The sequence below is a fragment of the Staphylococcus nepalensis genome (genome assembly GCF_002442935.1).
Lineage (GTDB): Bacteria > Bacillota > Bacilli > Staphylococcales > Staphylococcaceae > Staphylococcus > Staphylococcus nepalensis.
On the sequence record NZ_CP017466.1, the window covers coordinates 1,724,801 to 1,748,077 of the forward strand.

At 32.2% G+C, this 23,277-nt stretch carries 26 protein-coding genes; 10 read left to right on the forward strand and 16 right to left on the reverse strand.

The window, feature by feature from the left end; translation table 11 throughout:
• Positions 1-86: 86 nt before the first annotated feature.
• From tnpA to sosA, 5 genes are all read right to left on the reverse strand, one after another.
• A complete protein-coding gene (gene tnpA, locus BJG89_RS08155; protein WP_039069888.1) occupies positions 87-563 on the reverse strand; it encodes an IS200/IS605 family transposase in 477 nt (158 codons plus the stop codon).
• A gap of 189 nt (positions 564-752) precedes the next feature.
• On the reverse strand, positions 753-992 hold the full coding sequence (locus BJG89_RS08160) for a YneF family protein (RefSeq protein ID WP_019467986.1): 240 nt from the start codon (positions 990-992) through the stop codon (positions 753-755).
• A 214-nt stretch (positions 993-1,206) separates the two neighbouring features.
• Entirely contained in the window at positions 1,207-3,195 is a 1,989-nt protein-coding gene (tkt, locus tag BJG89_RS08165; RefSeq protein ID WP_096809929.1) for a transketolase, read from the reverse strand.
• Positions 3,196-3,271: 76 nt separating this feature from the next.
• Positions 3,272-3,520, reverse strand: coding sequence for a DUF896 domain-containing protein (locus tag BJG89_RS08170; RefSeq protein WP_096809931.1), 249 nt, complete (start codon positions 3,518-3,520; stop codon positions 3,272-3,274).
• A gap of 126 nt (positions 3,521-3,646) precedes the next feature.
• Complete coding sequence (sosA, locus tag BJG89_RS08175; RefSeq protein ID WP_096809933.1) at positions 3,647-3,880, reverse strand: DNA damage-induced cell division inhibitor SosA; 234 nt, start codon at positions 3,878-3,880, stop codon at positions 3,647-3,649.
• Positions 3,881-4,022: 142 nt separating this feature from the next.
• Here sosA and lexA point away from each other — a divergent pair, with 142 nt between their 5' ends.
• Positions 4,023-4,646: a transcriptional repressor LexA gene (lexA, locus tag BJG89_RS08180; protein WP_096809936.1), complete on the forward strand. Its 624-nt coding sequence runs from the start codon at positions 4,023-4,025 to the stop codon at positions 4,644-4,646.
• A 198-nt stretch (positions 4,647-4,844) separates the two neighbouring features.
• Here lexA and BJG89_RS08185 read toward each other — a convergent pair whose 3' ends face one another.
• The 3 genes from BJG89_RS08185 to rpsN all read right to left on the reverse strand — a co-directional run bounded on the left by BJG89_RS08185 (position 4,845) and on the right by rpsN (position 7,317).
• Positions 4,845-5,858: a CAP domain-containing protein gene (locus BJG89_RS08185; protein ID WP_096809938.1), complete on the reverse strand. Its 1,014-nt coding sequence runs from the start codon at positions 5,856-5,858 to the stop codon at positions 4,845-4,847.
• Positions 5,859-5,878: 20 nt separating this feature from the next.
• Entirely contained in the window at positions 5,879-6,856 is a 978-nt protein-coding gene (gene guaC / locus BJG89_RS08190; protein ID WP_096809940.1) for a GMP reductase, read from the reverse strand.
• Positions 6,857-7,047: 191 nt separating this feature from the next.
• Positions 7,048-7,317, reverse strand: coding sequence for a 30S ribosomal protein S14 (gene rpsN, locus BJG89_RS08195; RefSeq protein WP_096809942.1), 270 nt, complete (start codon positions 7,315-7,317; stop codon positions 7,048-7,050).
• Between the two features lie 230 nt (positions 7,318-7,547).
• On the opposite strand from rpsN, the gene rpmG reads away from it, so the two are divergent.
• Together rpmG and BJG89_RS08205 are read left to right on the forward strand one after the other, a co-directional pair.
• On the forward strand, positions 7,548-7,697 hold the full coding sequence (rpmG, locus tag BJG89_RS08200; RefSeq protein ID WP_017724369.1) for a 50S ribosomal protein L33: 150 nt from the start codon (positions 7,548-7,550) through the stop codon (positions 7,695-7,697).
• Between the two features lie 512 nt (positions 7,698-8,209).
• Entirely contained in the window at positions 8,210-8,458 is a 249-nt protein-coding gene (locus BJG89_RS08205; protein WP_096809944.1) for a hypothetical protein, read from the forward strand.
• 340 nt (positions 8,459-8,798) lie between these two features.
• Here the strand turns inward: BJG89_RS08205 and BJG89_RS08210 are convergent, their stop codons facing one another.
• A complete protein-coding gene (locus tag BJG89_RS08210; protein ID WP_096809946.1) occupies positions 8,799-10,286 on the reverse strand; it encodes a catalase in 1,488 nt (495 codons plus the stop codon).
• A 223-nt stretch (positions 10,287-10,509) separates the two neighbouring features.
• Here BJG89_RS08210 and BJG89_RS08215 point away from each other — a divergent pair, with 223 nt between their 5' ends.
• Both BJG89_RS08215 and BJG89_RS08220 read left to right on the forward strand, forming a co-directional pair.
• Positions 10,510-11,955, forward strand: a complete 1,446-nt coding sequence (locus BJG89_RS08215; protein ID WP_096809948.1) for an amino acid permease — start codon at positions 10,510-10,512, stop codon at positions 11,953-11,955.
• A gap of 230 nt (positions 11,956-12,185) precedes the next feature.
• Entirely contained in the window at positions 12,186-12,500 is a 315-nt protein-coding gene (locus tag BJG89_RS08220) for a hypothetical protein (RefSeq protein ID WP_096809949.1), read from the forward strand.
• Positions 12,501-12,718: 218 nt separating this feature from the next.
• On the opposite strand, the gene BJG89_RS08225 is transcribed toward BJG89_RS08220, so the two are convergent.
• Positions 12,719-13,120 carry an Lrp/AsnC family transcriptional regulator gene (locus BJG89_RS08225; RefSeq protein WP_096809952.1) on the reverse strand — a complete coding sequence of 134 codons (402 nt, stop codon included), beginning with the start codon at positions 13,118-13,120 and terminating at the stop codon, positions 12,719-12,721.
• Between the two features lie 117 nt (positions 13,121-13,237).
• On the opposite strand from BJG89_RS08225, the gene BJG89_RS08230 reads away from it, so the two are divergent.
• From BJG89_RS08230 to BJG89_RS08245, 4 genes are all read left to right on the forward strand, one after another.
• Positions 13,238-13,999, forward strand: a complete 762-nt coding sequence (locus tag BJG89_RS08230; protein ID WP_096809953.1) for an MBL fold metallo-hydrolase — start codon at positions 13,238-13,240, stop codon at positions 13,997-13,999.
• A 12-nt stretch (positions 14,000-14,011) separates the two neighbouring features.
• The gene (locus BJG89_RS08235; protein WP_096809955.1) at positions 14,012-14,731 is read left to right on the forward strand and encodes an MFS transporter; all 720 of its coding nucleotides are present in this window, start codon (positions 14,012-14,014) and stop codon (positions 14,729-14,731) included.
• A gap of 44 nt (positions 14,732-14,775) precedes the next feature.
• A complete protein-coding gene (locus BJG89_RS08240; RefSeq protein ID WP_232514226.1) occupies positions 14,776-15,156 on the forward strand; it encodes an MFS transporter in 381 nt (126 codons plus the stop codon).
• 226 nt (positions 15,157-15,382) lie between these two features.
• The gene (locus BJG89_RS08245; protein ID WP_157772547.1) at positions 15,383-15,772 is read left to right on the forward strand and encodes a GNAT family N-acetyltransferase; all 390 of its coding nucleotides are present in this window, start codon (positions 15,383-15,385) and stop codon (positions 15,770-15,772) included.
• Positions 15,773-16,123: 351 nt separating this feature from the next.
• Here BJG89_RS08245 and BJG89_RS08250 read toward each other — a convergent pair whose 3' ends face one another.
• Genes BJG89_RS08250 through BJG89_RS08265 form a run of 4 tightly spaced genes read right to left on the reverse strand, consistent with a single transcriptional unit; the run spans position 16,124 to position 20,245 of the window.
• The gene (locus tag BJG89_RS08250; protein WP_096809962.1) at positions 16,124-16,927 is read right to left on the reverse strand and encodes a Cof-type HAD-IIB family hydrolase; all 804 of its coding nucleotides are present in this window, start codon (positions 16,925-16,927) and stop codon (positions 16,124-16,126) included.
• A 45-nt stretch (positions 16,928-16,972) separates the two neighbouring features.
• Positions 16,973-17,893 carry a homoserine kinase gene (gene thrB / locus BJG89_RS08255; RefSeq protein ID WP_096809964.1) on the reverse strand — a complete coding sequence of 307 codons (921 nt, stop codon included), beginning with the start codon at positions 17,891-17,893 and terminating at the stop codon, positions 16,973-16,975.
• Position 17,894: 1 nt separating this feature from the next.
• Positions 17,895-18,956, reverse strand: coding sequence for a threonine synthase (gene thrC / locus BJG89_RS08260; RefSeq protein WP_096809966.1), 1,062 nt, complete (start codon positions 18,954-18,956; stop codon positions 17,895-17,897).
• Positions 18,957-18,961: 5 nt separating this feature from the next.
• Positions 18,962-20,245, reverse strand: coding sequence for a homoserine dehydrogenase (locus tag BJG89_RS08265; protein WP_096809967.1), 1,284 nt, complete (start codon positions 20,243-20,245; stop codon positions 18,962-18,964).
• A gap of 192 nt (positions 20,246-20,437) precedes the next feature.
• Between BJG89_RS08265 and BJG89_RS08270 the strand changes: the two genes are divergently transcribed.
• Positions 20,438-21,805: an aspartate kinase gene (locus BJG89_RS08270; protein ID WP_096809969.1), complete on the forward strand. Its 1,368-nt coding sequence runs from the start codon at positions 20,438-20,440 to the stop codon at positions 21,803-21,805.
• Between the two features lie 93 nt (positions 21,806-21,898).
• On the opposite strand, the gene BJG89_RS08275 is transcribed toward BJG89_RS08270, so the two are convergent.
• Together BJG89_RS08275 and BJG89_RS08280 are read right to left on the reverse strand one after the other, a co-directional pair.
• Positions 21,899-22,492, reverse strand: coding sequence for a hypothetical protein (locus BJG89_RS08275; RefSeq protein ID WP_096809971.1), 594 nt, complete (start codon positions 22,490-22,492; stop codon positions 21,899-21,901).
• Between the two features lie 111 nt (positions 22,493-22,603).
• On the reverse strand, positions 22,604-23,050 hold the full coding sequence (locus BJG89_RS08280; RefSeq protein WP_232514227.1) for a sugar phosphate isomerase family: 447 nt from the start codon (positions 23,048-23,050) through the stop codon (positions 22,604-22,606).
• Positions 23,051-23,277 lie beyond the last annotated feature (227 nt).

Sequence of the window (23,277 nt, forward strand, 5' to 3'; positions counted from 1 at the left end):
AGCCTTTGTTACTGACCAGCCCTGATAAGGGCTCTGAGAAGATCAGCCATATGTACTACTTTCCCAGCAACCCTTAAAAGGGTTGTTTATTTTTTCTTTCTAGTTTCTTCGCCAGTAAATGGGTCTATATATTCGACAAGCGTTAATTGCTCTGCAACGATATCCTCTTGTAATTGATTACGAATATAATTTTCTATAACTTTTTTATTTCTTCCAACTGTATCAACGTAAAACCCTTTACACCAAAATTTTCTATTTCCATATCTATATTTTAAATGTGCATGTCTATCAAAAATCAATAAACTACTCTTCCCTTTTAAATATCCTACAAATTGGGAAACACTTAATTTTGGTGGAATACTAACTAACATATGAATATGATCTTTACATGCTTCAGCTTCAATAATTTCTACACCTTTTCTTTCACACAACTGTCGCAATATTAATCCAATATCTTTCTTTATTTTTCCATAAATAATTTGCCTTCTATATTTAGGAGCGAAGACAATGTGATACTTACAATTCCATTTTGTATGTGCTAAACTATTTGTGTCTGATGACATAAATTGCATCTCCTCATGTTGTTAATTTTGGTTGGCTGACCAAATATTATTTTAGCACGTAGAGATGCAATTTTTAATACAACGGTATAACCATACTGCACTATACGCATAGCGTATGGTTTTTTATATAAATAAAATGACGGGGTTTACTAACACTACTGAAAGTGTCGTAAACCCCGTCATTATGCGTTATTTCTTCTTCTTGAATGCGTCATCTTGATTTTTGTTCATCATTGTCATCATTTGATTTATTTTCTTTTGAGATGGTTTTTGACCCATTTGCATCATCATCATTCGTAGCATTTCTTCATTAATTGGTGGGTTCTTTTTCAGATAATCCATCATATATTTTCTTGCAAGGAAAAATCCACCGACTAGTCCTAGAATTAGTGCTAACACGATTAATAAAATCGCTAACCAAGTTGCCATTGTTTCACCCACTTTCCTATCCTAATGAATTTTACTAAAATAAGTGCTCCTTTTCAAGAGCTACTCAATTAAGTTATACTTCCAACCTTATGTATTATATCAATTATAAATTCAGTTTGTAAATATAATCCAAATTTTATTTATAATAAAAAATTGGTATGAGAGCTATCGCTCTCATACCAAACTTTTTTATATTTGTTTAAGCTTTAACTACTTAAAATGTTTGAATTTGGTTTAATACATTTTCTTTAGTGAAACCATATTTTTCGACTACTAAATCACCAGGAGCGCTTGCGCCAAATCCGTCGATACCGATTACTTTACCTTCAGTACCAACATATTTATGCCAACCAAGTGGCGAAGCCATTTCAATAGCAACACGTTTAGTAATAGATGGCGGTAAAACAGATGCTTTATATTCATCTGTTTGTTGATCAAATGCGTTCCAGTTTGGCATAGAAACAACACGTACACCCTTACCTTGTGCTTCTAAGTCTTTAGCAGCTTCAATAGCTAAATTAACTTCTGAACCTGTTGCTAATAACAAGAATTCTGGCGCTTTATCTGATTCAAACACTACATAAGCACCTTTACGTACACCTTCTTCTACAGTTTCTTTAGGCAAGTCCATTGTAGTTAAGTTTTGGCGTGTAAGTACTAATGATGTCGGTGTTGATCCTGCTTCTAGTGCTATTTCCCAAGCTACACGAGTTTCGTTACCATCTGCTGGACGGATAACATTCATATTAGGGATGGCACGTAAACCAGCTAATTGTTCAATTGGTTCATGTGTCGGTCCATCTTCACCCACTGCAATGGAATCATGCGTAAAAATAAATGTTGAATTTAAGCCCATGATTGCAGATAAACGAAGCGCTGGTTTTAAATAGTCACTGAATACGAAGAATGTTGCACCATATGGATGTAAACCACCGTGTGCAGCCATACCATTTACTGCGGCAGCCATAGCGAATTCACGAACACCAAACCAGATATTTTTACCTTCAGGTGTATCTTTATCAAAATCAACAGCATCTTTTACATTTGATTTGTTTGAGCCAGCTAAGTCAGCTGAACCACCAAAGAATGAAGGTACTGTTTTACTTAACGCTTGAATAACTTCTCCAGAATCTGCACGTGACGCACCACTGTGGCCAGCTTCAAATTCTGGTAATGCATCAGCGTAATTAGCTGGTAATTTACCACTGATTGCCAATTTGAATTCTTCTGCTAATTCTGGATATTTTTCACTGTATGTTTCAACAAGTTTGTTCCAGCTTTCTTCTTTTTCGTTTGCACGTTTTAGCATTGATTGTTGAAAGATTTCATAAACTTCATCTGGAACGTTGAATCGTTTTTCAGGATCTAAACCATAATTTTCTAAAGCTAATTTTCTTTCATCTTCACCTAATGGCGCACCGTGCACACCATGAGAATCTTGTTTGTTTGGTGCACCGTAACCAATAATTGTTTTAACTTCAATCATTGTTGGTACATCCGAAGCTTTTGCTTCTTCAATTGCTTTATCAATTGCTTCGATATCGTTACCATCTTCAATTAAAATGTGTTTCCAACCATATGATTCAAAGCGAGTCTTAACATCTTCAGAAAAAGCTTTGTTTAAATCTCCATCTAAAGAAATATCATTTGAATCATATAATACAATAAGTTTATCTAATTTCGTATGACCAGCTAATGAAGCCGCCTCATGTGAAATACCTTCCATTAAATCTCCATCAGAAGCTAGTACATAAGTGTAATGGTCTACTACATTAGCATCTTCTTTGTTAAACTTACCAGCAAGATGTTTTTCAGCCATAGCCATACCTACAGACATAGCAAAACCTTGACCTAATGGACCTGTAGTTACTTCCACACCATCAGTATGTCTGAATTCAGGATGTCCTGGTGTTTTTGAGCCCCATTGTCTAAATTGTTTTAATTCATCTAATTCTAAACTACCTGAAACATGTAATAAACTATAAAGTAATGCAGAACCATGACCAGCAGACAATACAAAACGATCTCTATCGAAGAAATCTTTTGATTGGGGGTTGAAATTTAAATGGCGTGTCCATAAAGTATATGCCATTGGAGCAGCACCCATTGGTAATCCAGGGTGTCCTGAGTTTGCTTGCTCAACAGCATCGATACTTAAAGCTCTAATCGTATCTATTGCTAATTGATCTTTTTCTTTATTCATCTAAATGACTTCCTTTCTTATAGCAAGATTCATTACCATTATACATTATTTGACGTTTGTTTAACAAAAAATTGATTTAGTTGTTATCTTTTTTGTCTTTTGAATCTAATATTTTTTTAACTTTTTCAGGTGTTACATCGTTACCTTCAGGATCAATTACTCTAGTATTTTCAATTTGTTTTTTAAAATTATCTCTGAAAGAGTCTAAATACGCTTTTCTTAATTTAGATCGTTCTTTAGCCTCAGATTCAGTTAATCCTTCTTCTTTTTTCTTTTTTGCTAATTCATTTATACGCTTGATATCTACGGCATCGTTTTTAGCCATACTAAACCTCCGTAATTCATAATATAAAAAATATAACAAAAAAGTGAACGAAACGAAATAGTTCCGCTCACTTTCATATGTACCAGACAATTAATTTACTCCCAAATAAATTAATGTTTGATATTTCTATTTTGCTCTTGCCAAAAATGGCTTATTGCTCTGTTCGCTTTTTTCCACTGAATCCATTTGATATTGTTCGTTTTGAATTGAGTTGTTTTGGATTTGATGATCTGTCATTTCGTACGTTTGTTCCGACTCAGCATTATTATGTGCACTTAAAATAAATATAGAACTTAAAATCATAGTAACTAATAGGACTACGAAGTAAGGCTTTATTTGATGTATATATAATTTGAACATTATAAGTCACTCCTAGAACGTTTGTTTGTGTCTAAACTCTAACAGAACATCTGTTCCTAGTCAACCTTGAAACGAACAAACGTTTGTAAAAAAGAATCATGCATGCTATAATAAAAACAAATTAACGTAGGGAGTGCCTATTATGAGAGAATTAACAAAACGACAAAATGAAATTTTTGAATATATCAAACAGACCGTTCATTCAAAAGGATATCCACCAAGTGTTCGAGAAATTGGTGAAGCTGTGGGTTTAGCTTCAAGCTCTACCGTACATGGACATTTATCAAGACTAGAAGAAAAAGGCTATATAAAAAGAGATCCAACCAAGCCCCGTGCAATAGAAATTGTAACTGAACAACTAGGCGAATCTGCAAATATGGAATCAACGATACATGTACCAGTAATTGGAAAAGTAACGGCAGGTATTCCTATTACTGCCGTCGAAAATGTTGAAGAATACTTTCCATTACCAGAACATTTTACTTCTACGCATAACAGTGACATTTTCATCTTAAATGTTGTTGGTGATAGTATGATCGAAGCTGGTATATTAGATGGAGATAAAGTTATAGTCAGAAGCCAAACAATTGCTGAAAACGGTGATATTATTGTTGCAATGACTGAAGAAAATGAAGCTACAGTCAAACGTTTTTATAAAGAAAAAACACGTTATCGTTTGCAACCGGAAAATAGTACAATGTCTCCTATTTATTTAGACCAAGTCACTGTTTTAGGCAAAGTCGTTGGGCTTTTCAGAGAAATTTAATTATTTTATTTGTAAATAAAGACACTCTCAACAAAAATAAGAGGTTGCGCGTTGAGCGCAACCTCTTATTTTTCGTCATTCTTTTCTAAAACGTCTTTAACTTTTTCTAGTATATCTTCTGTTTGATCTTTTTTATTTGTTGTCATAATATCTCATCCTCACAGGTTACAGATACCCTCATTCAACAAATCGTAAACACTATCCAGTGTAATTTTCAGTCCAATAAGGTTGTCTTTGTTCATTAAAATCAACGCCGACACCTAATGTTCGAAATTCTTTTTTAAGAATGTTCTTTCTATGTCCTAAAGAATTCATTAAACCTTGATGGGCATAAATACTACTTTGTTGACCATAAGCTAAGTTTTCTCCGGCTGCATTAAAATCGTGTCCATCACTTTCTAAACGATCAAACGGAGAATCTCCACTCAAATTATCATGATTAAAATAGTTATTTTCTGCCATATCAGTACTGTGCTTACGTGCTGTATCAGAAATAGTTGTTGAATAATCTAAAGTATTTAAACCATGTTGCACTCTTTCAGCGTTTACTAAGTCAAAATTTTGCAATTCAAAGCTCTTAGCTAAATTATCCGACGGCGCCCCATATTGTTGTTGAAGTCTATTTTCCATTTCTTCACTAATTAATAATAATGCTGTTAAGTGGTTTTGGTTATGTTTGTCATAAAATGCTGTAGTATAAATATTGTCTTTTTTAAAATTGTCAAATTCACTATCTTGCACGTCTATATTTATATGACCTTTTTGTTTTGTTGATATAGGGTCACCTAATCGATCTCTAACTGTATCTTTCGGAGAATTATATTTTATTTTAGATTTAGAAGAAATAACATTTTGATTACTATACAAACCATTTACTTTATCTTTAATATAACTCACCATAACAAAACTTCTGTAATCGTCAGAATAATACGTATGCCAATTCGTACCATATTCGTTTGAAGTAACACGCTTTGCTTTACCTAATTTTTCTTCTACTTCTTCCTTAGACATATTCATTTGAATATTATTCAAAGCAAAATCTTGTTCATCAGGTACTTTTAAGGTATTTTCAGTTAAAGGCTTATCAGATGACCAACTGTCTACTTTTGATTTAAATTGTTGCTGCAACGATTCTAGCGGTGCAAATTCTTTAATTGGAGTAATTAACACAATTAACAGAAGTACAATTACATATAATAAAAATCGTTTAATTTTTTACACCTACTATATTATTAGTCTCTATCTCCATTGAAAATAGAATTTCTAACTATGACATAATCCACTTTAGTTAATGAATTTAAATCGTTACCCCCTGCATATGAGATTGAACTCTGTAAATCTTGTTGCATTTCAACTAATGTATCCATTAATGAACCTTTATGTTCAACAAACATTTTTTTACCTTCAACGTTTTTATGTTCACCTTTTTGGAATTCAGATGCACTACCGAAATACTCTTTATATAATTTACCATCTAATTCAACCGTTTCGCCAGGAGATTCTTCATGAGCAGCAAATAATGAACCTATCATTACCATAGATGCACCAAATCGAATTGATTTAGCAATATCACCATGCGTTCTAATACCTCCATCAGCTATGATTGGTTTACGTGCTGCTTTACTACAATGATTTAAAGCAGCTAATTGCCAACCGCCTGTACCAAATCCTGTTTTGATTTTAGTAATACAAACACGGCCAGGCCCAATACCTACTTTCGTTGCATCTGCACCCGCATTTTCTAATTCTCGAACTCCTTCAGGCGTCCCAACATTACCTGCAATAACAAAGGAATCAGGAATATGTTTTTTAATATGTTGAATCATATGGATTACAGCATCTGAATGACCGTGTGCAATATCAATTGTAATATATTCAGGAATTACACCATCGTTTGCCATTTTTTCAACAAATTCAAATTCACGTGCTTTAATGCCAACTGAAATAGAAGCAAACAAGCCTTTGCTATGCATTTTTTTCACAAAAGGTATACGTGCTGCTTCGTCAAATCTATGCATAATATAGAAATATTCGTTTTCAGCAAACCATTCTGCCAAAGTTTCATTCATCACTGTTTGCATATTTGCAGGCACAACAGGTAATTTAAATTCTTTTGGTCCGAATTCCACTGCAGTATCACATTCTGAGCGACTATTCACAATACATTTATTTGGTATAAGCTGGATATCTTCATAATCAAATATTTTCATAATTATATAAACCCCTAATATTTAATAGTGAAACAGTATTTAAAGGTAAGATTTTTAAATGAATTCAACAATTATCTAAGGAAATAATCCTATATATTAGGATTATTTCCGAACAATAGCATTTTATTTATCTTTACCAATAGATAATATACATGGTTTCACTCTAAATGTAAATGAACTAAAGTCTGATTTTACCAACTTGATTTTTTAACACCAGGAATTTGGCCTTTATGTGCATAATCTCTAAATGCAATTCGTGACATTTCAAACTTTCTTAATACACCTCTTGGACGCCCACTCACCTTACATCTGCGTGTTAGTCTTGTAGGTGAAGCATCTCTAGGCAATTTTCTTAATGCTTCGTAATCGCCTTTTGCTTTTAACTCTTTTCTTAATTCATAATATTGAGCAACTAAGCGTTCTCTTTTTTCTTCTTTAGCAATTTTTGATTTTTTTGCCATATCTTTCTCTCCTTTAAATCGTAATCGTTACGTTTTAAATATTAACATATGCTTTTCATAAATCAAACTAAAACGATTTGGTCATTGAAAATTATTTTTTAAAAGGGGTATAATAGTTAGGTATATTAGGATATCTTCAAGTTAAGTAAAGCATTTTTCATTGAATATATTGATTAATTATGGTATCATTTTAAAACGTAATGATTCCTGTTAAGAAAGAGGTGTTAATTTTGCGCGTAAATATTACATTAGCTTGTACAGAATGTGGCGATCGTAACTACATCAGTACTAAAAACAAGCGTAACAATCCAGAACGTATTGAACTTAAAAAATTCTGCCCACGATTAAATAAATACACTTTACATCGTGAAACTAAATAATTCTGTGCTTTCATTATCTTTTTAATACGACACTTAAAAATAAGAGCTAATCCGTAATGGGTTAGCTCTTATTTTATTTAAAATCTTACAGTTTTGGTCGTGCATGCTTGCCTGAGGTATGAGGTATGGTTCAAGCCTATAGTCTCTCACTCATATACTTCCCTGGCGTCAACACGTTACAAAATCGTTATAAAATATGGAATTTAGTACAAAAAGGCTTTTTCGTATAATTTAATAAACACCGCTAAACTAAATTAACATGACAACTTATATGTATAAATTATGATAAGGGGCAACTTACACTACCGATGGGCACTTCAGTTTTAATTTCTATTAATGATACACCGCGCTATGTAACTGGGTTGAAACAATACATTAAATCACACAACAAAGCGTTAATTAACAATAATATACTTAAATATCACTATTAAATGCATTTAAGGTCTTCTAATAAATCATAACTACCCTTATAATGAAATAAGTATATAAAATATATTGGAGGGAATTTTTATATGGAAAATCGTCACATTACGGATGAACAAAAAAAACACATTATTGATTCAATAACTGAAAAAACAAAAGATAAAAGTGTGTGTAACTGCGAGCGTCCTGATATTGAAATTTTAGATGGTCATTATTTCCTACCATTGTTAACTGCTTCCTTAGGTAATGATCCAACGCCGTTAATAACATTATTATGTAACAATTGTGGAAAAATGCATTTCTATTCGCAAAATTTCTTAGGTATAAAGACAAGATAATTCAAATTAAAATAAATGACTTACACGCTTAAATCTAATGTGCCCTGTTCAGCATTACATTTAAGCAGTTACGATTAATTAAATGATGTTTACAGTTAAAGACAAACCAAATGACTTATGACATTTGGTTTGTCTTTTTATATTTATTAACCTATCTAATAACGTAAATTAAACATGCCCTTAGATAAACATATGCATTGAATATCCCAAAAATTCAAACATAAAATGCACCTTCCATTTTGAAATGAAGGTGCATCTTTATTTTAAATAGGCATGTTTATATCTTAAACGCGCATTTTAAAACTTTTATTGTAAATTGTTAATCATAAGCGTGCAATGATTAATCTGCAATTTCTAAATCTACATCATTTATGTCGATACCTAATGCTTTCGCCACACCTTTACCATATTCACTATCCGCTTTATAACAATGGCGAATATGACGATGTTGAACTTCTAATGTAGTACCTTGCATTTCATTAGCTGTATTTTCAAAAATTCGCGCTTGCTGTTCTTTAGATTGTATTCTGAACAAACGTCCTGGCTGTTCGAAGTAATTATCGTCATCTTCTCTGAAGTCATATTCATATGCTTCACCTTCAATTTTTAGTCCAGGTTTTTTAAATTCAGGTTGATCTTCGAATGAACCATCACTGTTTGGATAATAATGTGTGCCGCCGCCTTGATTATTATCTATAATTCTCATTTGACCGTCACGGCTAAATGGACAAATATTTTCAATGCCAACACCCTTAGGTTGGTTAACTGGTATTTGCCAATGATTGACGCCTAATCTGTAGCGTTGTGCATCGCCATATGAGAATAATCTACCTTGTAACATTCTGTCTGGAGAGAAATCAATCCCAGGTACAATATTAGTTGGGGCGAAAGCAGCCTGCTCAACATCTTGGAAATAGTTGTCTGGGTTGCGATTTAATTCAAATTCTCCAACTTCTATTAAAGGATAGTCTCCTTTATACCAAACTTTTGTTAAATCAAATGGATTATCTTTATGGTTGCGCGCTTGTTCTTCTGTCATGACTTGAATATACATTTTCCATTTTGGATAATCTTTGTTTTCAATTGCTTCGAATAAATCACGTTGTGATGATTCTCTGTCTTCCCCAACAATTTTTGCCGCTTCGTCAGGTTGTAAGTTTTCAATACCTTGTTGCGTTCTATGATGGAATTTCACCCAAACACGTTCACCTTTATCATTGTACATAGAATAAGTATGAGATCCAAAACCATGCATATTTCTAAAACCTTTAGGTATACCACGGTCTGACATTAAAATTGTTACTTGATGTAATGCTTCAGGTAAAGAAGTCCAGAAATCCCAATTGTTTTGTGCACTTCTCATATTTGTTCTTGGGTCACGTTTAACAGCGTGGTTTAAACTAGCAAATAGTTTCGGGTCTCTAAAGAAGAATACTGGTGTATTATTTCCTACTAAATCCCAATTACCTTCATCTGTATAGAACTTCAACGCGAACCCACGAATATCTCGTTCTGCATCAGCTGCGCCTCTTTCACCTGCTACAGTTGAAAAACGCGCAAACATTTCAGTTTGTTTGCCTACTTCAGAGAAAATGCTAGCTGAAGTATATTGTGTAATATCGTTTGTAACCGTAAAAGTACCAAAAGCACCTGACCCTTTTGCATGCATACGTCTTTCCGGTATAACTTCTCTATCAAAATGAGCCATTTGCTCTAAAAAGTACCAATCTTGCATTAATAATGGTCCTCTAGGGCCGGCTGTCATACTATTTTCTCTATCTGAGACTGGTGCGCCAAAGAGGCTCGTTAATTTTTTCCTGTTACTCATCAAAATTCCCCCGCCTTTACTAATCAATAATAATTATTACCTAGTACTTATTTTAATCTATAATTTTTCTAAAAGCAACTAACAATATACATATAAATACTAATTTTCAAAATATTTGAAAATTTATAGCAAGACAGTCATAAAAAGCATTGCTTGTACAGCTCAAAAGCATTAGAATGGATAATATATATTTAAAATTTAATAGAACATAGGAGACTGTATTATGGCACAAAACAATATGAACCGTGGTCTTAATTCTCGGCACATTTCAATGATTGCAATTGGTGGTGCAATTGGTACAGGCCTATTTGTTGCTACTGGTAGCGTGATTTCGCAAGCAGGACCTGGTGGCGCAATACTTGCCTATTTAATCATTGGTGTGATGTTATATTTCTTAATGGCTTCGATTGGTGAACTAGCTACATTTTATCCTGTTTCAGGTTCTTTCAGTTCCTATTCAACACGTTTTGTAGATAGCTCCCTCGGTTTCACTATGGGGTGGCTATATTGGGCAATTTGGCTGTTAGTTACAAGTGTCGATGTTATTATTTCTTCTAGTGTAATTTATTATTGGGATTTCTTCCAATTTTTTAGTCCTGTCACTTGGAGCATCATCTTCCTTGTCATTCTTTTCTTACTTAATATATTCTCAGTAAAGGCCTTTGGTGAAACAGAGTTTTGGTTATCACTCATTAAAGTTGCAACCATTATTATTTTCATCGTTATTGGCGTATTAACAATTATAGGCATTTTAGGCGGTCAGACATATGGCTTGAGTAATTATGTAACAGGAGAAGCACCTTTTGTTGGTGGCATCTCTGGTTTCTTAGGGGTTTTACTTGTAGCTGGATTCTCAGTTGGAGGCACAGAAGTCGTTGCTGTAACAGCTGGCGAATCTTCAAACCCAAGTCAGTCTATGCCCAAAGCAATTAGACAAGTCTTTTGGAGAATTTTATTATTCTATGTTTTATCAATTGCGGTCATTTCAGCGATAATTCCTTATACTGATCCATTATTATTGAATGAAAGTGAATCTGTATCACAAAGCCCATTTACAATAGTGTTTGATCGTGTAGGTATCGCATTTGCAGCATCAGTAATTAACGCAGTAATTTTAACTTCATTATTATCTGCTGCAAACTCTGGAATTTATACAACAAGTAGAATGTTATTCTCAATGGCAGAAGATAAACAAGCACCTAAATTTTTAAGTAAACTTAATAAGACTACAAAATTACCTATAGTATCAATATTTGTGACGTTTATCATTGTCTTGTTTGTAATTATCTTAGCTCAATTTAAATCAGACATTGTATTTTCATTGCTAAATATCATTGGGTCTTTAGTCATTGTTGTTTGGGCATCTAGTATAATAGCCCAAATCAGACTGCGTTCTGCAATTAAAAAACAAAATAAAAATCCTGATGATGTATTACCTTATAAGGCACCGTTCTATCCTTTCGGACCAATTATAGTAATCATTGCTTTGTTATTCCTATTTGTAGGAAATTCACTTGGTGCAATTTTGGCTGGTGATATCGGCGCGTTAATCCGAAACTTATTACCAATGGTTATATTAGCTTTAATTTACTTTATCCATAAGTACATTAGAAAAACTAAAATTGTTAAACTCGAAGAAATTGATTTAAAAAACCACGATTATAATTAGATACTTAACCACTAATACAAGTATCATACTATTCACCCCAAAAGTTAGACTAGAAATCTAATTTTTGGGGTGAATTTTTTGCTAATAACATAGTAATTGTATTCCCTACTTTTATATAAATTAACCTTGGTTACAAAAGAAATTGCTTTTTCAGAAGTTGGTGTTATTTTCAGTATATAGAAAGTATAGTATAATAAGATTAATAATTTAATTACTTAGAGGTGGAAATTATGATTGGACAAACAAATCTATTTGACGATATTTTAGAAACTGATGAGCGTTTTGTTATTGTTGTACAATCACTTGAAGAAAGACATGACCAACTAATCAAAAGAACATTACGAGAATACCCAAGTTTAGACCGCTCACAAATGGAAAGTCTTTTTAGCCATCTTAAAGAATTGTTTTCAGAAGAAGCATTTGAGGATAACCAATCTGCATTCTCGATTACGGTTTACACTAATTTAGACTACGCTGCAGACAATGTTTATGCACACGTAAAAAGACATCGCGGCAAAAATGAATGGACCCATACCGCTAAATAGTCAAATCATCGTATGTATGACATCAAAATATGCAAAAACACAAAAACGAGGTAACGGGATCACATTTTCTATGTAGATTTCGCTACCTCGTTTTTTATTACTAGCAAAGAAATGAATATAAATACTACCAAATTAATGATGTTTATTGCAATATAATTCAATATTAAATGGCAATCATGCCACTTTTAGTTCCCCGTTTAATTAATGAGATTGGCCTTTTATATTGCCATTAAAACATTATAGTTTGCGTGCTTATTTAATCGCGCAAGAAATGCATTTAAATAATCATTATTTGGGAAACGGCACTCTAAAAGATAACATGGGTCGCCTATTACTTTATAGTTATTCATAACAAAAATGCTCTCTTCCTGAATAAAATCAAGATATGAATTATGAGAAATTTTATGAGTATAAATATTAATAAATACATGGACTTTACAGTCTAATGCTTCTTGGTTTAAAGCAATCGTGTATCCAGTAATAACGTTGTCATCCTCTAATTTTTTCACTCTATTTGTTGCTGCTTGACCAGTTAGATTTACTTTTGCTCCTAAATGCTTCATTGAAATTTTACTGTTATTTTTTAATTCGCTAATTATTTTTTTGTCTAATTCGTCCATTTTTATCACTCACTTTCAATTTTCAAGTATTTAGTTAAAAACTCTTTGAAATTTATATTTAAACACATAGACCATCCAATTAAGATAAATATATACAAAAATTTGGAGGAATTATTTATGAACATAACACATATAAGAAATGCTACAAGCATCATTGAGTATGCAGATAAAAAGTTTTTAGTTGACCCGATGTTAGGCGAAAAAGGGGCTTTTGCAAGTTTTCCTGATGCTCCTGGAGAAGAGTTAGAGAATCCACTTGTCGACTTACCTATATCTCTAGAAGACATCATTAAAGATATTGACGCGATTATTTTAACACATTTGCATATTGACCATTTTGATGAAACGGCACAAAAACATTTACCAAAAGATATCAAGGTATTTGTACAAGACGAAAACGACGCAGAAGAAATTAAAGGTGTTGGCTTTAAAGATGTAGAAATATTAACCGAGTATACAACGTTTGAGGGTGTTAAACTAATAAAAACGCCTGGTGAGCATGGTAGAGGTGAAATTTTAGAAATCATTGGTTCTGTTTGTGGCGTTATTTTTGATCATCCTACAGAACAAAGATTATATATAGCAGGAGATACCGTATGGTATAGCAAGATTAAAAACGTAATAAAACACTATGAGCCTGAAGTTATCATTGTAAATGGTGGCGACAACCAATTTTATGAAGGCAGCTCATTAATTATGAACGAATATGATGTATATAAAGTAGCAAAAGAAGCACCTAATTCAAAAATTATTGTAGTGCATATGGAAGCAGTAACTCATTGGAATTTATCTAGAAACAGATTAAAACAATTTGTAAATGAAAAAGGATTAGAAGATCAAGTACTAATCCCAAATAACGGTGACAGTTATCATATGTAGAAAGGAGCTATTATGAATAACAAAATATGGTCGAAAGATTTTGTGATATATTCTATCATAAACTTTTTATTGATACTCGTATATTTTTTACTAAACTCTACCATCACTAATTATGCGCAAACTGAATATAATTCATCTAGTATAATGATGGGCTTTATAGCAAGTGTTTTCATAGTAGGTGCGCTAATTGGTAGAGTACTCACTGGATTTATTAAAATAACGAAGAAAATATTTATTTTAAATATGGTGATTTATTTCGTATCAATTATTTTATATTTTGTGAACTTAGACGAATATTTTTTAGTGTTTGTTCGATTATTACATGGGCTTTCTACGGGTATCACTACAACGATAGTAGGTACTATTGTTGCCTTAGTAATCCCTCAATCGCGTAAAGGCGAAGGGATTAGCTATTTTGCGTTAAGTACTGCACTGGCTACAGGATTCGGTCCATTTATTGGAATATCTTTAACACAGAATTCTAGTTTAATGAATATTTTTTATGCCAGTTTGATCTTTGCGATATTAAGTTTACTTATGTCATTTTTAATCAAAGTGCCTTATAACGAAAATAAGAAAGAAATATCTATAAAAAACTTAATGAATAAATCAACAATACCAATTGGATTTATTATATTTTTGAGTGCATTTTCTTTTTCAGGTATAGTATCGTACATTAATTTGTACGCGATCCAAATTGATTTAGTACAAGCAGCAAGTTCTTTTTTATAATATATACAGTTTCAGTATTAGCGTCTAGACCTTTCACAGGTAAAATTGCTGATATTTATGGAGCAAATAAAATTATGTATCCAGCCCTTATATTCTTTTTTGTTGGCTTACTTTTACTAAGTATCAGTAGCGATGACTGGACGATGTTATTGTCAGGACTATTTATTGGGCTTGGTTTTGGTAACATTTCTTCAATCACTCAAACGATCGCTGTCAGTGAAGCTAAGCCAGAAAATGTAGGACTAGCTACTTCAACATTTATGATTTTTATGGATTCAGGAAATGGATTAGGACCTTATATATTAGGATTTGGAATTCCCATTTTGGGTTATGCGGGAATGTATAAAATCCTTGCGGTTATTATTCTATTAACATTTATTTTATATTACTTTTTACATGGAAAGAATACTAAAAAATTCATATAATATTTTGAATGTTGAAATAAGTATTAAAAAACATCGACTTGTATGCTTTATAAATCATTTATTAAACATAAGTTCGAAACTTTACTATCGAATTTTTCATTTATCAGTATACTGAAATCTATACTGATAAATAGAATGATATCGCTTTGGTTTCTATTAGTCTTATTTAAATTTTATGATTGTAGTTAATGATTATAATTTACAGTATAGAAAGGATATCAAATATATGAGTTTACAACAGAAAAATATCAATAAGAATTCAAGTGATTTAAAACGTATAGAATCATTACTTAAGAATTCTTTTTCAGAAGTAGAAAGATTCCCAATGGACTTAATTTTATATAAACTAGAAAAAGGCATTGGTAATTTATTAGCTATTTATGACGATGATCATTTTATAGGTTTCACTTATTTAATCCAATATAATAATTTAACATATGTTCAATATTTAGCTGTAGACAATAAACACCAATCTATGGGCTATGGAAGTAAAATTTTACAGTTTATCAATGAAAAATATGGAATGAACCCAATCATTCTTAATATAGAAATAGTTGATTCAACATTTGAAAACTATTCACAAAGAAAAAAAGAAAAGATTTTTATAAAAAAATGAATTTAATGAATCTGGACTTATATTTAAAGATAGATGGGGGACTTACGAAGTTATGGTGAATAACGAATTTACGATTAACAAAACTGATTTTATTAACCTTATGAAATATTTCGTAGGAACTTCACTTTTTTTATATTTAGAAATATCAATTACAGATAATGAATAATTCATAAAGTATTAATCTTAAAAATTTCATATATATTATTCCCTTATACGTGAGTATAGTATTGATATAAAATAAGCCCCAAAAAGATTTCTAACTAATGAAATCTTTTTGGGGCAAAATTTTGGGATTTGCATCTTATTCCTTCACATATCAAACTTTGGCTATCTTGCTATGCTTCATTTATTTTAATTTAATAATTTTTTTAAACTGTAAGGAATACCGTTATAGTCATTTGTTAAAGTCACTTCATCAGCAACAGCTTTCACGTCATCATTAGCGTTCCCCATAGCGATTGCTTTACCAACAACTTTTAACATTGATATATCATTTGAACTATCACCAAAGCCAATAACTTGAGATAAATTCAAACCTAATTTATTACTAAGATCAGTTATTGCATTACCTTTAGAAACGCCTTGTGCCATAAATTCTAAGAAATAAGGTTTACTTGTTGTGACATCAATCGTTTCGTTAAAATGACCAGCTAAATCATTTCTAATACTCGTAATTTTAGGAATATAATCAATACCCATAACTTTAGGTACATACTCTTGAATATATGATTTTAAATCATCTACTGCTTTCATTGGTAAACCTGTCAGCTCTGATTCAATATTCATATATTCATGTTCACCTTCATATACGATATAGCCATCTTGGTAAGTCAACACGAATAATTGGTTATCTCTACAGAAATCTACAATTTCATCAAAGTCTGATTTTGATACTGTACGACTAACTTCAACTGTTTCATTTGCTACGTTTACTGTCTTACCGCCATTATAACTTATAACATAACTGTTAAATTGATCTAGTTTTAATCGTTTTGCAGTTGGTAACATACCTTCAGTTGGTCTGCCTGATGCTAGCACAACTGTATAACCTTGATGTTGTATATCAATTAAATAATTGGCCGTATCAGTACTCACTTCATTGTCTGAAGTCATTAATGTATCATCCATATCCATAACTATTAACTTATATCCCATCTTCCTAATCTCCTTTCAACGTCTACTCAACTATAATACAACAAATTAATGACGTTGGTACAATACTTCAGATTCTACACCCGTCACATTAATAGTAACAAGTTCTGAACGACAATGGATAAATTCACGTTTAAGTTCTCTTACTAATTCTCCGCTTCGTTCAGGCGCTATCATTGTTAAAACAGTTGGTCCTGCGCCACTGATAACAGTAGCATATGAATGATACCGTTTCGCAATCCGTTTAATTGTTTGAAATTCAGGAATTAAATGTTGACGATAAGGTTCATGAAAACCATCTTGTTCCATCATTTTACCTGCTAATTCATAGTTATGTTGAATCAATGCACTAATCATGGTATTACTAATTGCACTATTTCTAACGGCATCCTTATGCGAAAAAGTCTCTGGCAATGCATTTCTCGAAAGTGTAGTACTTAATTCATTAGATGGTATTGTGATGATCATGTCTGCTCTAGGTGGATCAATATACGATACGTCCGTCACTTTCGTTTGTGGATCATAATACCCTAATACGAGCCCTCCATAAATCGTCGGTGCCACATTGTCAGGATGTCCTTCAAACTCGGTAGCTAACTGCAATAATTCATATTTAGAAAGCTCTATATCTCCAAAGTAATTTGCTATGTAAAGTGCACCAACCAATGCAGAAGCAGACGAGCCTAGTCCTCTTGCTAATGGGATTTCACTCCTCATTTCTATATCTAAGGGAGGTAAAGTAACTTCATATCTATTAGCAACTTGCTGTGCAATTTGGTAAATATAGTGTGTTTCATCAATTGGTAAACCTTCAACATTGGGCCCAATATGTTTAAATGACCACCTATCACTATTATTGATTTGTACATTTAGATATAAAAATTTATTTAATGCCATACCTATAGAATCAAAACCGACACCTAAATTTGCAGTAGATGCCGGGATTTTTAAACTTAAGCTTTCACACATGCTATAGTGCTCCTTTAATATATTCTAGAATGCTTTCTCTATCATTTGGTAAAGGTTTAATTGGATCGTCCAATAATGAAATAGCTGTATCTGGATCTTTTAATCCATTACCTGTAAGCACTGATACGACACGTTTACCTTTAGGTAATTTACCTGCACGATGTAGCTTAATTAAACCTGCAATTGAAGCATTACTAGCAGGTTCACTGAACACGCCTTCTTTTCTAGCCATTAATTGATACGCTTCTAAAATTTCTTCGTCTGTGACACTATCTATTAAGCCTTCAGATTCTTCCAACGCACTCGTTGCTTTATCCCAACTTGCTGGGTTACCAATTCTAATTGCAGTAGCAACTGTATCTGGCTCTTTCACTACTTTATTTTGTACAATAGGCGATGCGCCTTCAGCTTGAAAACCATATAAATTAGGTAATTGTGTGCCATGTGCATCATGATACTCTTTAAAGCCTTTCCAATAGGCAGAAATGTTACCCGCATTGCCAACTGGGATGGATAAAATATCAGGTGCTTGACCATCTAATTGTTGGATTACTTCAAATGCACTTGTTTTTTGTCCTTCAATACGGTATGGATTAACAGAATTAACGAGTGCAATCTCACCATTTTTAGCAACTTCTTGTACAATTTCGAGTGCTTCATCAAAATTCCCTTCTATAGAAACAATTTCAGCACCGTACATCACTGCTTGAGACAATTTACCTAAAGCAATTTTGCCTTCTGGAATGACTACGATTGCTTTCAAACCTGCTCTTGCAGCATATGCAGCTGCGGAAGCAGAAGTGTTACCAGTAGAAGCACAAATAACAATTTTTTTGCCTTCCTCTTTCGCTTTGGCCATAGCCATAACCATACCTCTATCTTTAAAGGATCCTGTTGGATTAGCTCCTTCGTATTTCACATGTAATTCAATACCCAGCATTTCTGACATATTTTTACAATAAATTAAAGGGGTTTGGCCTTCATTCAAGCTCACTTTAGGGGTATCAGATGTAACTGGTAAATACGCTTTAAATTCTTCTACAAGTCCTTGCCAATTTTTCATAAATTTTAAACTCCTTCAACTGGGTAGATTTTCTGAACAACATAACCTGATTCTTTAATAGCAGATACTGGTGACTCATCAACACCAATAACAACTATACCGGCAGTACGAGCATCACGTTCAGCCACAGTTAATGATTTGTGTACAGGTAATTCTCCTTTTAATAATGTTTCTACTTGATTTATATCTTCACCATCTGTTTGTACTACAACATAATAACTTTCTTTACCTTTAATTGTAATAGTCTCTTCTTCATCGTTCATCATTTCTTTTGTCTTTTCTGTTTTTAATTCAAAATGAGGTGGCAACGTATGCAAGTTAGTATCAAAATTAAACGTGACATTTAATAAATCACTTACTACCGCACTACCAGTAGCTAAACTACCTGCGCCTTTACCATAGAACATCGTTTCCCCGACTGCATCGCCAATCACATAAATCGCATTGAACTCATCTTCAACTGCTGCAAGCTGATGGTCCTTATTGATGAACGTTGGCGCCACGGATGCGTTTCCTTGAGCATTTTCATACGTCCCTTTACCTATTAATTTGATTTTATAGCCAAGTTGGTCTGCAACTTTAATATCTGACAATGTCACGTCACTAATACCATGTCTATCTACCTCATCTAAATTAATTACTTGATTGAATGATAGATATGAAGTGATGACAACTTTTCTAGCTGCGTCAATACCTTCAACATCATCAGTCGGATCTGCTTCAGCAAATCCTAAGCGTTGTGCCTCTGCTAAAGCATCTTCGAATGACGTTTCTTCGTGTGTCATCTTACTTAATATAAAGTTAGATGTTCCATTTAAAATACCCATAAACTTACTAATATTATTGGCATTTAAGCCATTGTTTATAGCATTTACAATTGGAATGCCGCCCGCAACACTTGCTTCATATTTTAAGGCAACGTCGTTTTCTTGCGCTAAACTCTCTAATTCATTTAAATTTACAGCTAATAAATCTTTGTTAGCTGTAATAACATGTTTCTTTTGGCTTAACGCACGTTTCAACCATTCTACTGTGGGTTCAACTCCCCCAAGTACTTCGACAACAATATCAATTGAAGTGTCATTTAATATGTCATCAATATTTTCAGTTAAATGATATTTCGAAACATTAATAGGTCTTTGTCTAGTCTTATCACGGACTAAAATATGTCTAATATTAATGTCCTTATTCATAGTGTCTTTAATTTGTTCTCTATTTTCTTCTATTATTTTTACTACACCAGAACCTACAGTTCCTAAACCAAGTAGTGCTACGTTTAATTCTTTCATGTCTTCATTCCTCCGTTTGTTCTTCTAAAAAATACAATTGTACAGTTGAAAAATACTTGAATATGGTATAGTATAAATTCATTCATTCTTTTTGTAAAGCCTATGAATATTAAAAGCGTATATTTATATTATCACTCCTGTGATAAAAACTAAACTAAATTTTCTGATTTTTTAGAAAGGTTGTATGACATTATGAAAGTATCAAAATTTGGAGGAAGTTCTGTTTCCAATGCAGAACAAATTAAAAAAGTATTAGACATCGTTAATTCAGATGAAGCAAGAAAAATTGTAGTTGTATCAGCACCAGGAAAAAGGTATAAAGAGGATGTAAAAACAACCGATTTATTGATTCGTCTATATGAAAAAGTAATAGAACAATTGGATCACGTTTCTAAAAAAGAAGAAATCGTTCAACGCTACGCTGATATTATTGACGAACTTAATATGAGCCATACTTTATTAAAAACAATAGACGAAACATTAGAAAACTATATCAATACATTAAAAAACAAACCTTCAAGGTTATTAGACGCATTGCTTTCATGTGGCGAAAACTTTAATGCTCAACTGATTACAGAATACAATAATAGTCAAGGCATACCAACACGTTATGTTTCTCCTGGAGAAGCTGGTATTACTGTTACGGATTTACCACAAAATGCTCAAATTTTAGACCAATCATATGAAACACTTTATAACCTAAGATCGTATAAAGAAAAATTAATCATCCCAGGATTTTTCGGTATTTCAAGACAAAATTACGTAGTTACATTCCCACGCGGAGGTTCAGATATTACTGGGGCAATTGTAGCTAGAGGTGTCAGAGCAGATTTATATGAAAACTTCACTGATGTTTCTGGTATTTTTAAAGCTAACCCTTCTATTGTAAAAAATCCTGAAGTTATTAATGAAATTACTTATCGAGAAATGCGAGAGTTATCCTATGCAGGATTCGGTGTGTTTCATGATGAAGCGTTACAACCATTGCATAAAGATAGAATCCCAGTGGTAATTAAAAATACAAATAAACCGAACGATACTGGAACGTATATTAGACATAATAGAGAAATCGATTCAACGAGTGTCGTAAGTGGTATTAGTTGCGATAAAGATTTTACAGTGTTAAATATTAAAAAATATCTAATGAATAGACAAATTGGTTTCACACGTAAAATATTGGCAGTGTTAGAAGATTACGATATTTCATTTGACCATATGCCATCAGGTATTGATAACATCAGTATCATTATGCGTTCAAAAGAAATACAGAACAAAGAAGAAAAAGTACTTAATGATATACGTAAGCATTGTGATGTTGACGAATTAAGCATTGAACATGACTTAGCAGTATTAATGGTAGTTGGGGAAGGTATGCATAGAATTGTTGGCACAGCTAACACGATTACGCATGCACTTGCAGAAGCTAATATCAATCTAAAAATGATGAACCAAGGTGCGTCAGAAATTTCTATGATGTTTGGTATTGATGTAACTGATGCTGAAAGAGCAGTAAATGCGACTTATGAATATTGTTATACTAAAAAATGTTTAAACGTTTAAATAACAGCATGTAAAAAATAAAAAGCAAAATCCTTCAAATCGTATAGTTTCATTTGAAAGCTGATGAATACTATTGAATGATTTGAAGGATTTTTAAATGGCTCTGTTCTCAGAAATAAGTGCTTGATTGATACGTTCGTCTCCAACCACTAAACGTAAAATAACAAATTGATAATAACTTAATGAATCTATGACATTTCTGTAATTAGGCAATTGATGATAATCAATCGGATCTAATAACTCGTACATTAAAACAATTTCTGGTTTAATGTAATCGACATCCCACTTAATAGAATGGAAATAAATATGTTTTTCAGGTAAACGAATGTTGTGATTCCATCTAAACATCCATTCATCGTTTTCGACGTCATAAACAATAACTGTCATTACTAATTCATCATCTGCATATATATTAGCATGGGTCACATCTGAAAAATGAACGTTTGAAAAGTCAGGTGTCTCATTTTTACCGTCATGTAACTTTATTATATTATCTTTAGGTATGAACTTTAGAACTTCACCAAGAAATTTCCTTTCCACACTGATATCAACCTTATCGTTTAAGTTAAATTCATCATGAAGAAAAAGTTGTTTCGCAATTTCACCATTATATTTAAACAAATCAGGTACATTTTCAGTTAAATTATTTACAACGTCTTTAATTTTACTACTATTACTAACTGCCAAATCTGTACCTCCAATCAAAAGTAAGCGTTTCCATTAACAATTATTATAGTATTAGTAAGTTTATTTTTCAACGTAAAATATTTAAAATTGTGAAATCAAACACAAATTTATTTAAAATTTACCAATATAGCTATAGTCTTGTCTATCTTGTTGCTTTAAAGTATCTGGTCTATTAACAAGTAATAATTCTTGAGTACTATTAGATATCGCTAGTTGAATTTCAGCAATTTCTGGCAAAGTTTGATATAATGCATTATCTACCATATATGGGGCAGTAGCGAAATAATAACGAATATGATACTTCTCAAATGTTTGGATAACATCAGTACCAGTAATAATATGTAAAGCGTTGTTTACTTTTCCGTTAGGCATAATAATATTAAAATTTGTATATTTTGCCACGTATTTTATAATATCTGTCGAAAAACTAATGATTGAAATTTTGGTATGCGCTTCATATAGTTCATCAATGATTTTATAAGATACTGGATGATTATCAAATGCAATCACTTCATTATTATTTATATTTTCGATAGTATAATTAATATATTTTTTCATAATAGTCAAATCTTTGTCCTCCAAATAGATTTTTCGAAAATAAATGTAGTATGTAATATACGTATTACCTAAATAAGCGCTAGTTACTTCTTTATATTTGTGGCTTATTTCATTTTTTAAATGCACGCTACTTCACCTTGAATTATAGGCCATTACACCTTATAATTTAAGATTAAAACTGTATGCTTATCACCCACTATTAATTAGTTAATAGTATTTGTGCTAAT

What these genes read in the sequence shown, in the direction of transcription:
- tnpA (WP_039069888.1), bottom strand. Translation starts at nt 563, where the DNA reads ATGTCATCAGACACAAATAGTTTAGCACATACAAAATGGAATTGTAAG.
- BJG89_RS08160 (WP_019467986.1), bottom strand. Translation starts at nt 992, where the DNA reads ATGGCAACTTGGTTAGCGATTTTATTAATCGTGTTAGCACTAATTCTA.
- tkt (WP_096809929.1), bottom strand. Translation starts at nt 3,195, where the DNA reads ATGAATAAAGAAAAAGATCAATTAGCAATAGATACGATTAGAGCTTTA.
- BJG89_RS08170 (WP_096809931.1), bottom strand. Translation starts at nt 3,520, where the DNA reads ATGGCTAAAAACGATGCCGTAGATATCAAGCGTATAAATGAATTAGCA.
- sosA (WP_096809933.1), bottom strand. Translation starts at nt 3,880, where the DNA reads ATGTTCAAATTATATATACATCAAATAAAGCCTTACTTCGTAGTCCTA.
- lexA (WP_096809936.1), top strand. Translation starts at nt 4,023, where the DNA reads ATGAGAGAATTAACAAAACGACAAAATGAAATTTTTGAATATATCAAA.
- guaC (WP_096809940.1), bottom strand. Translation starts at nt 6,856, where the DNA reads ATGAAAATATTTGATTATGAAGATATCCAGCTTATACCAAATAAATGT.
- rpsN (WP_096809942.1), bottom strand. Translation starts at nt 7,317, where the DNA reads ATGGCAAAAAAATCAAAAATTGCTAAAGAAGAAAAAAGAGAACGCTTA.
- BJG89_RS08205 (WP_096809944.1), top strand. Translation starts at nt 8,210, where the DNA reads ATGGAAAATCGTCACATTACGGATGAACAAAAAAAACACATTATTGAT.
- BJG89_RS08210 (WP_096809946.1), bottom strand. Translation starts at nt 10,286, where the DNA reads ATGAGTAACAGGAAAAAATTAACGAGCCTCTTTGGCGCACCAGTCTCA.
- BJG89_RS08215 (WP_096809948.1), top strand. Translation starts at nt 10,510, where the DNA reads ATGGCACAAAACAATATGAACCGTGGTCTTAATTCTCGGCACATTTCA.
- BJG89_RS08220 (WP_096809949.1), top strand. Translation starts at nt 12,186, where the DNA reads ATGATTGGACAAACAAATCTATTTGACGATATTTTAGAAACTGATGAG.
- BJG89_RS08225 (WP_096809952.1), bottom strand. Translation starts at nt 13,120, where the DNA reads ATGGACGAATTAGACAAAAAAATAATTAGCGAATTAAAAAATAACAGT.
- BJG89_RS08230 (WP_096809953.1), top strand. Translation starts at nt 13,238, where the DNA reads ATGAACATAACACATATAAGAAATGCTACAAGCATCATTGAGTATGCA.
- BJG89_RS08235 (WP_096809955.1), top strand. Translation starts at nt 14,012, where the DNA reads ATGAATAACAAAATATGGTCGAAAGATTTTGTGATATATTCTATCATA.
- BJG89_RS08245 (WP_157772547.1), top strand. Translation starts at nt 15,383, where the DNA reads ATGAGTTTACAACAGAAAAATATCAATAAGAATTCAAGTGATTTAAAA.
- BJG89_RS08250 (WP_096809962.1), bottom strand. Translation starts at nt 16,927, where the DNA reads ATGGGATATAAGTTAATAGTTATGGATATGGATGATACATTAATGACT.
- thrB (WP_096809964.1), bottom strand. Translation starts at nt 17,893, where the DNA reads ATGTGTGAAAGCTTAAGTTTAAAAATCCCGGCATCTACTGCAAATTTA.
- thrC (WP_096809966.1), bottom strand. Translation starts at nt 18,956, where the DNA reads ATGAAAAATTGGCAAGGACTTGTAGAAGAATTTAAAGCGTATTTACCA.
- BJG89_RS08265 (WP_096809967.1), bottom strand. Translation starts at nt 20,245, where the DNA reads ATGAAAGAATTAAACGTAGCACTACTTGGTTTAGGAACTGTAGGTTCT.
- BJG89_RS08270 (WP_096809969.1), top strand. Translation starts at nt 20,438, where the DNA reads ATGAAAGTATCAAAATTTGGAGGAAGTTCTGTTTCCAATGCAGAACAA.
- BJG89_RS08280 (WP_232514227.1), bottom strand. Translation starts at nt 23,050, where the DNA reads ATGAAAAAATATATTAATTATACTATCGAAAATATAAATAATAATGAA.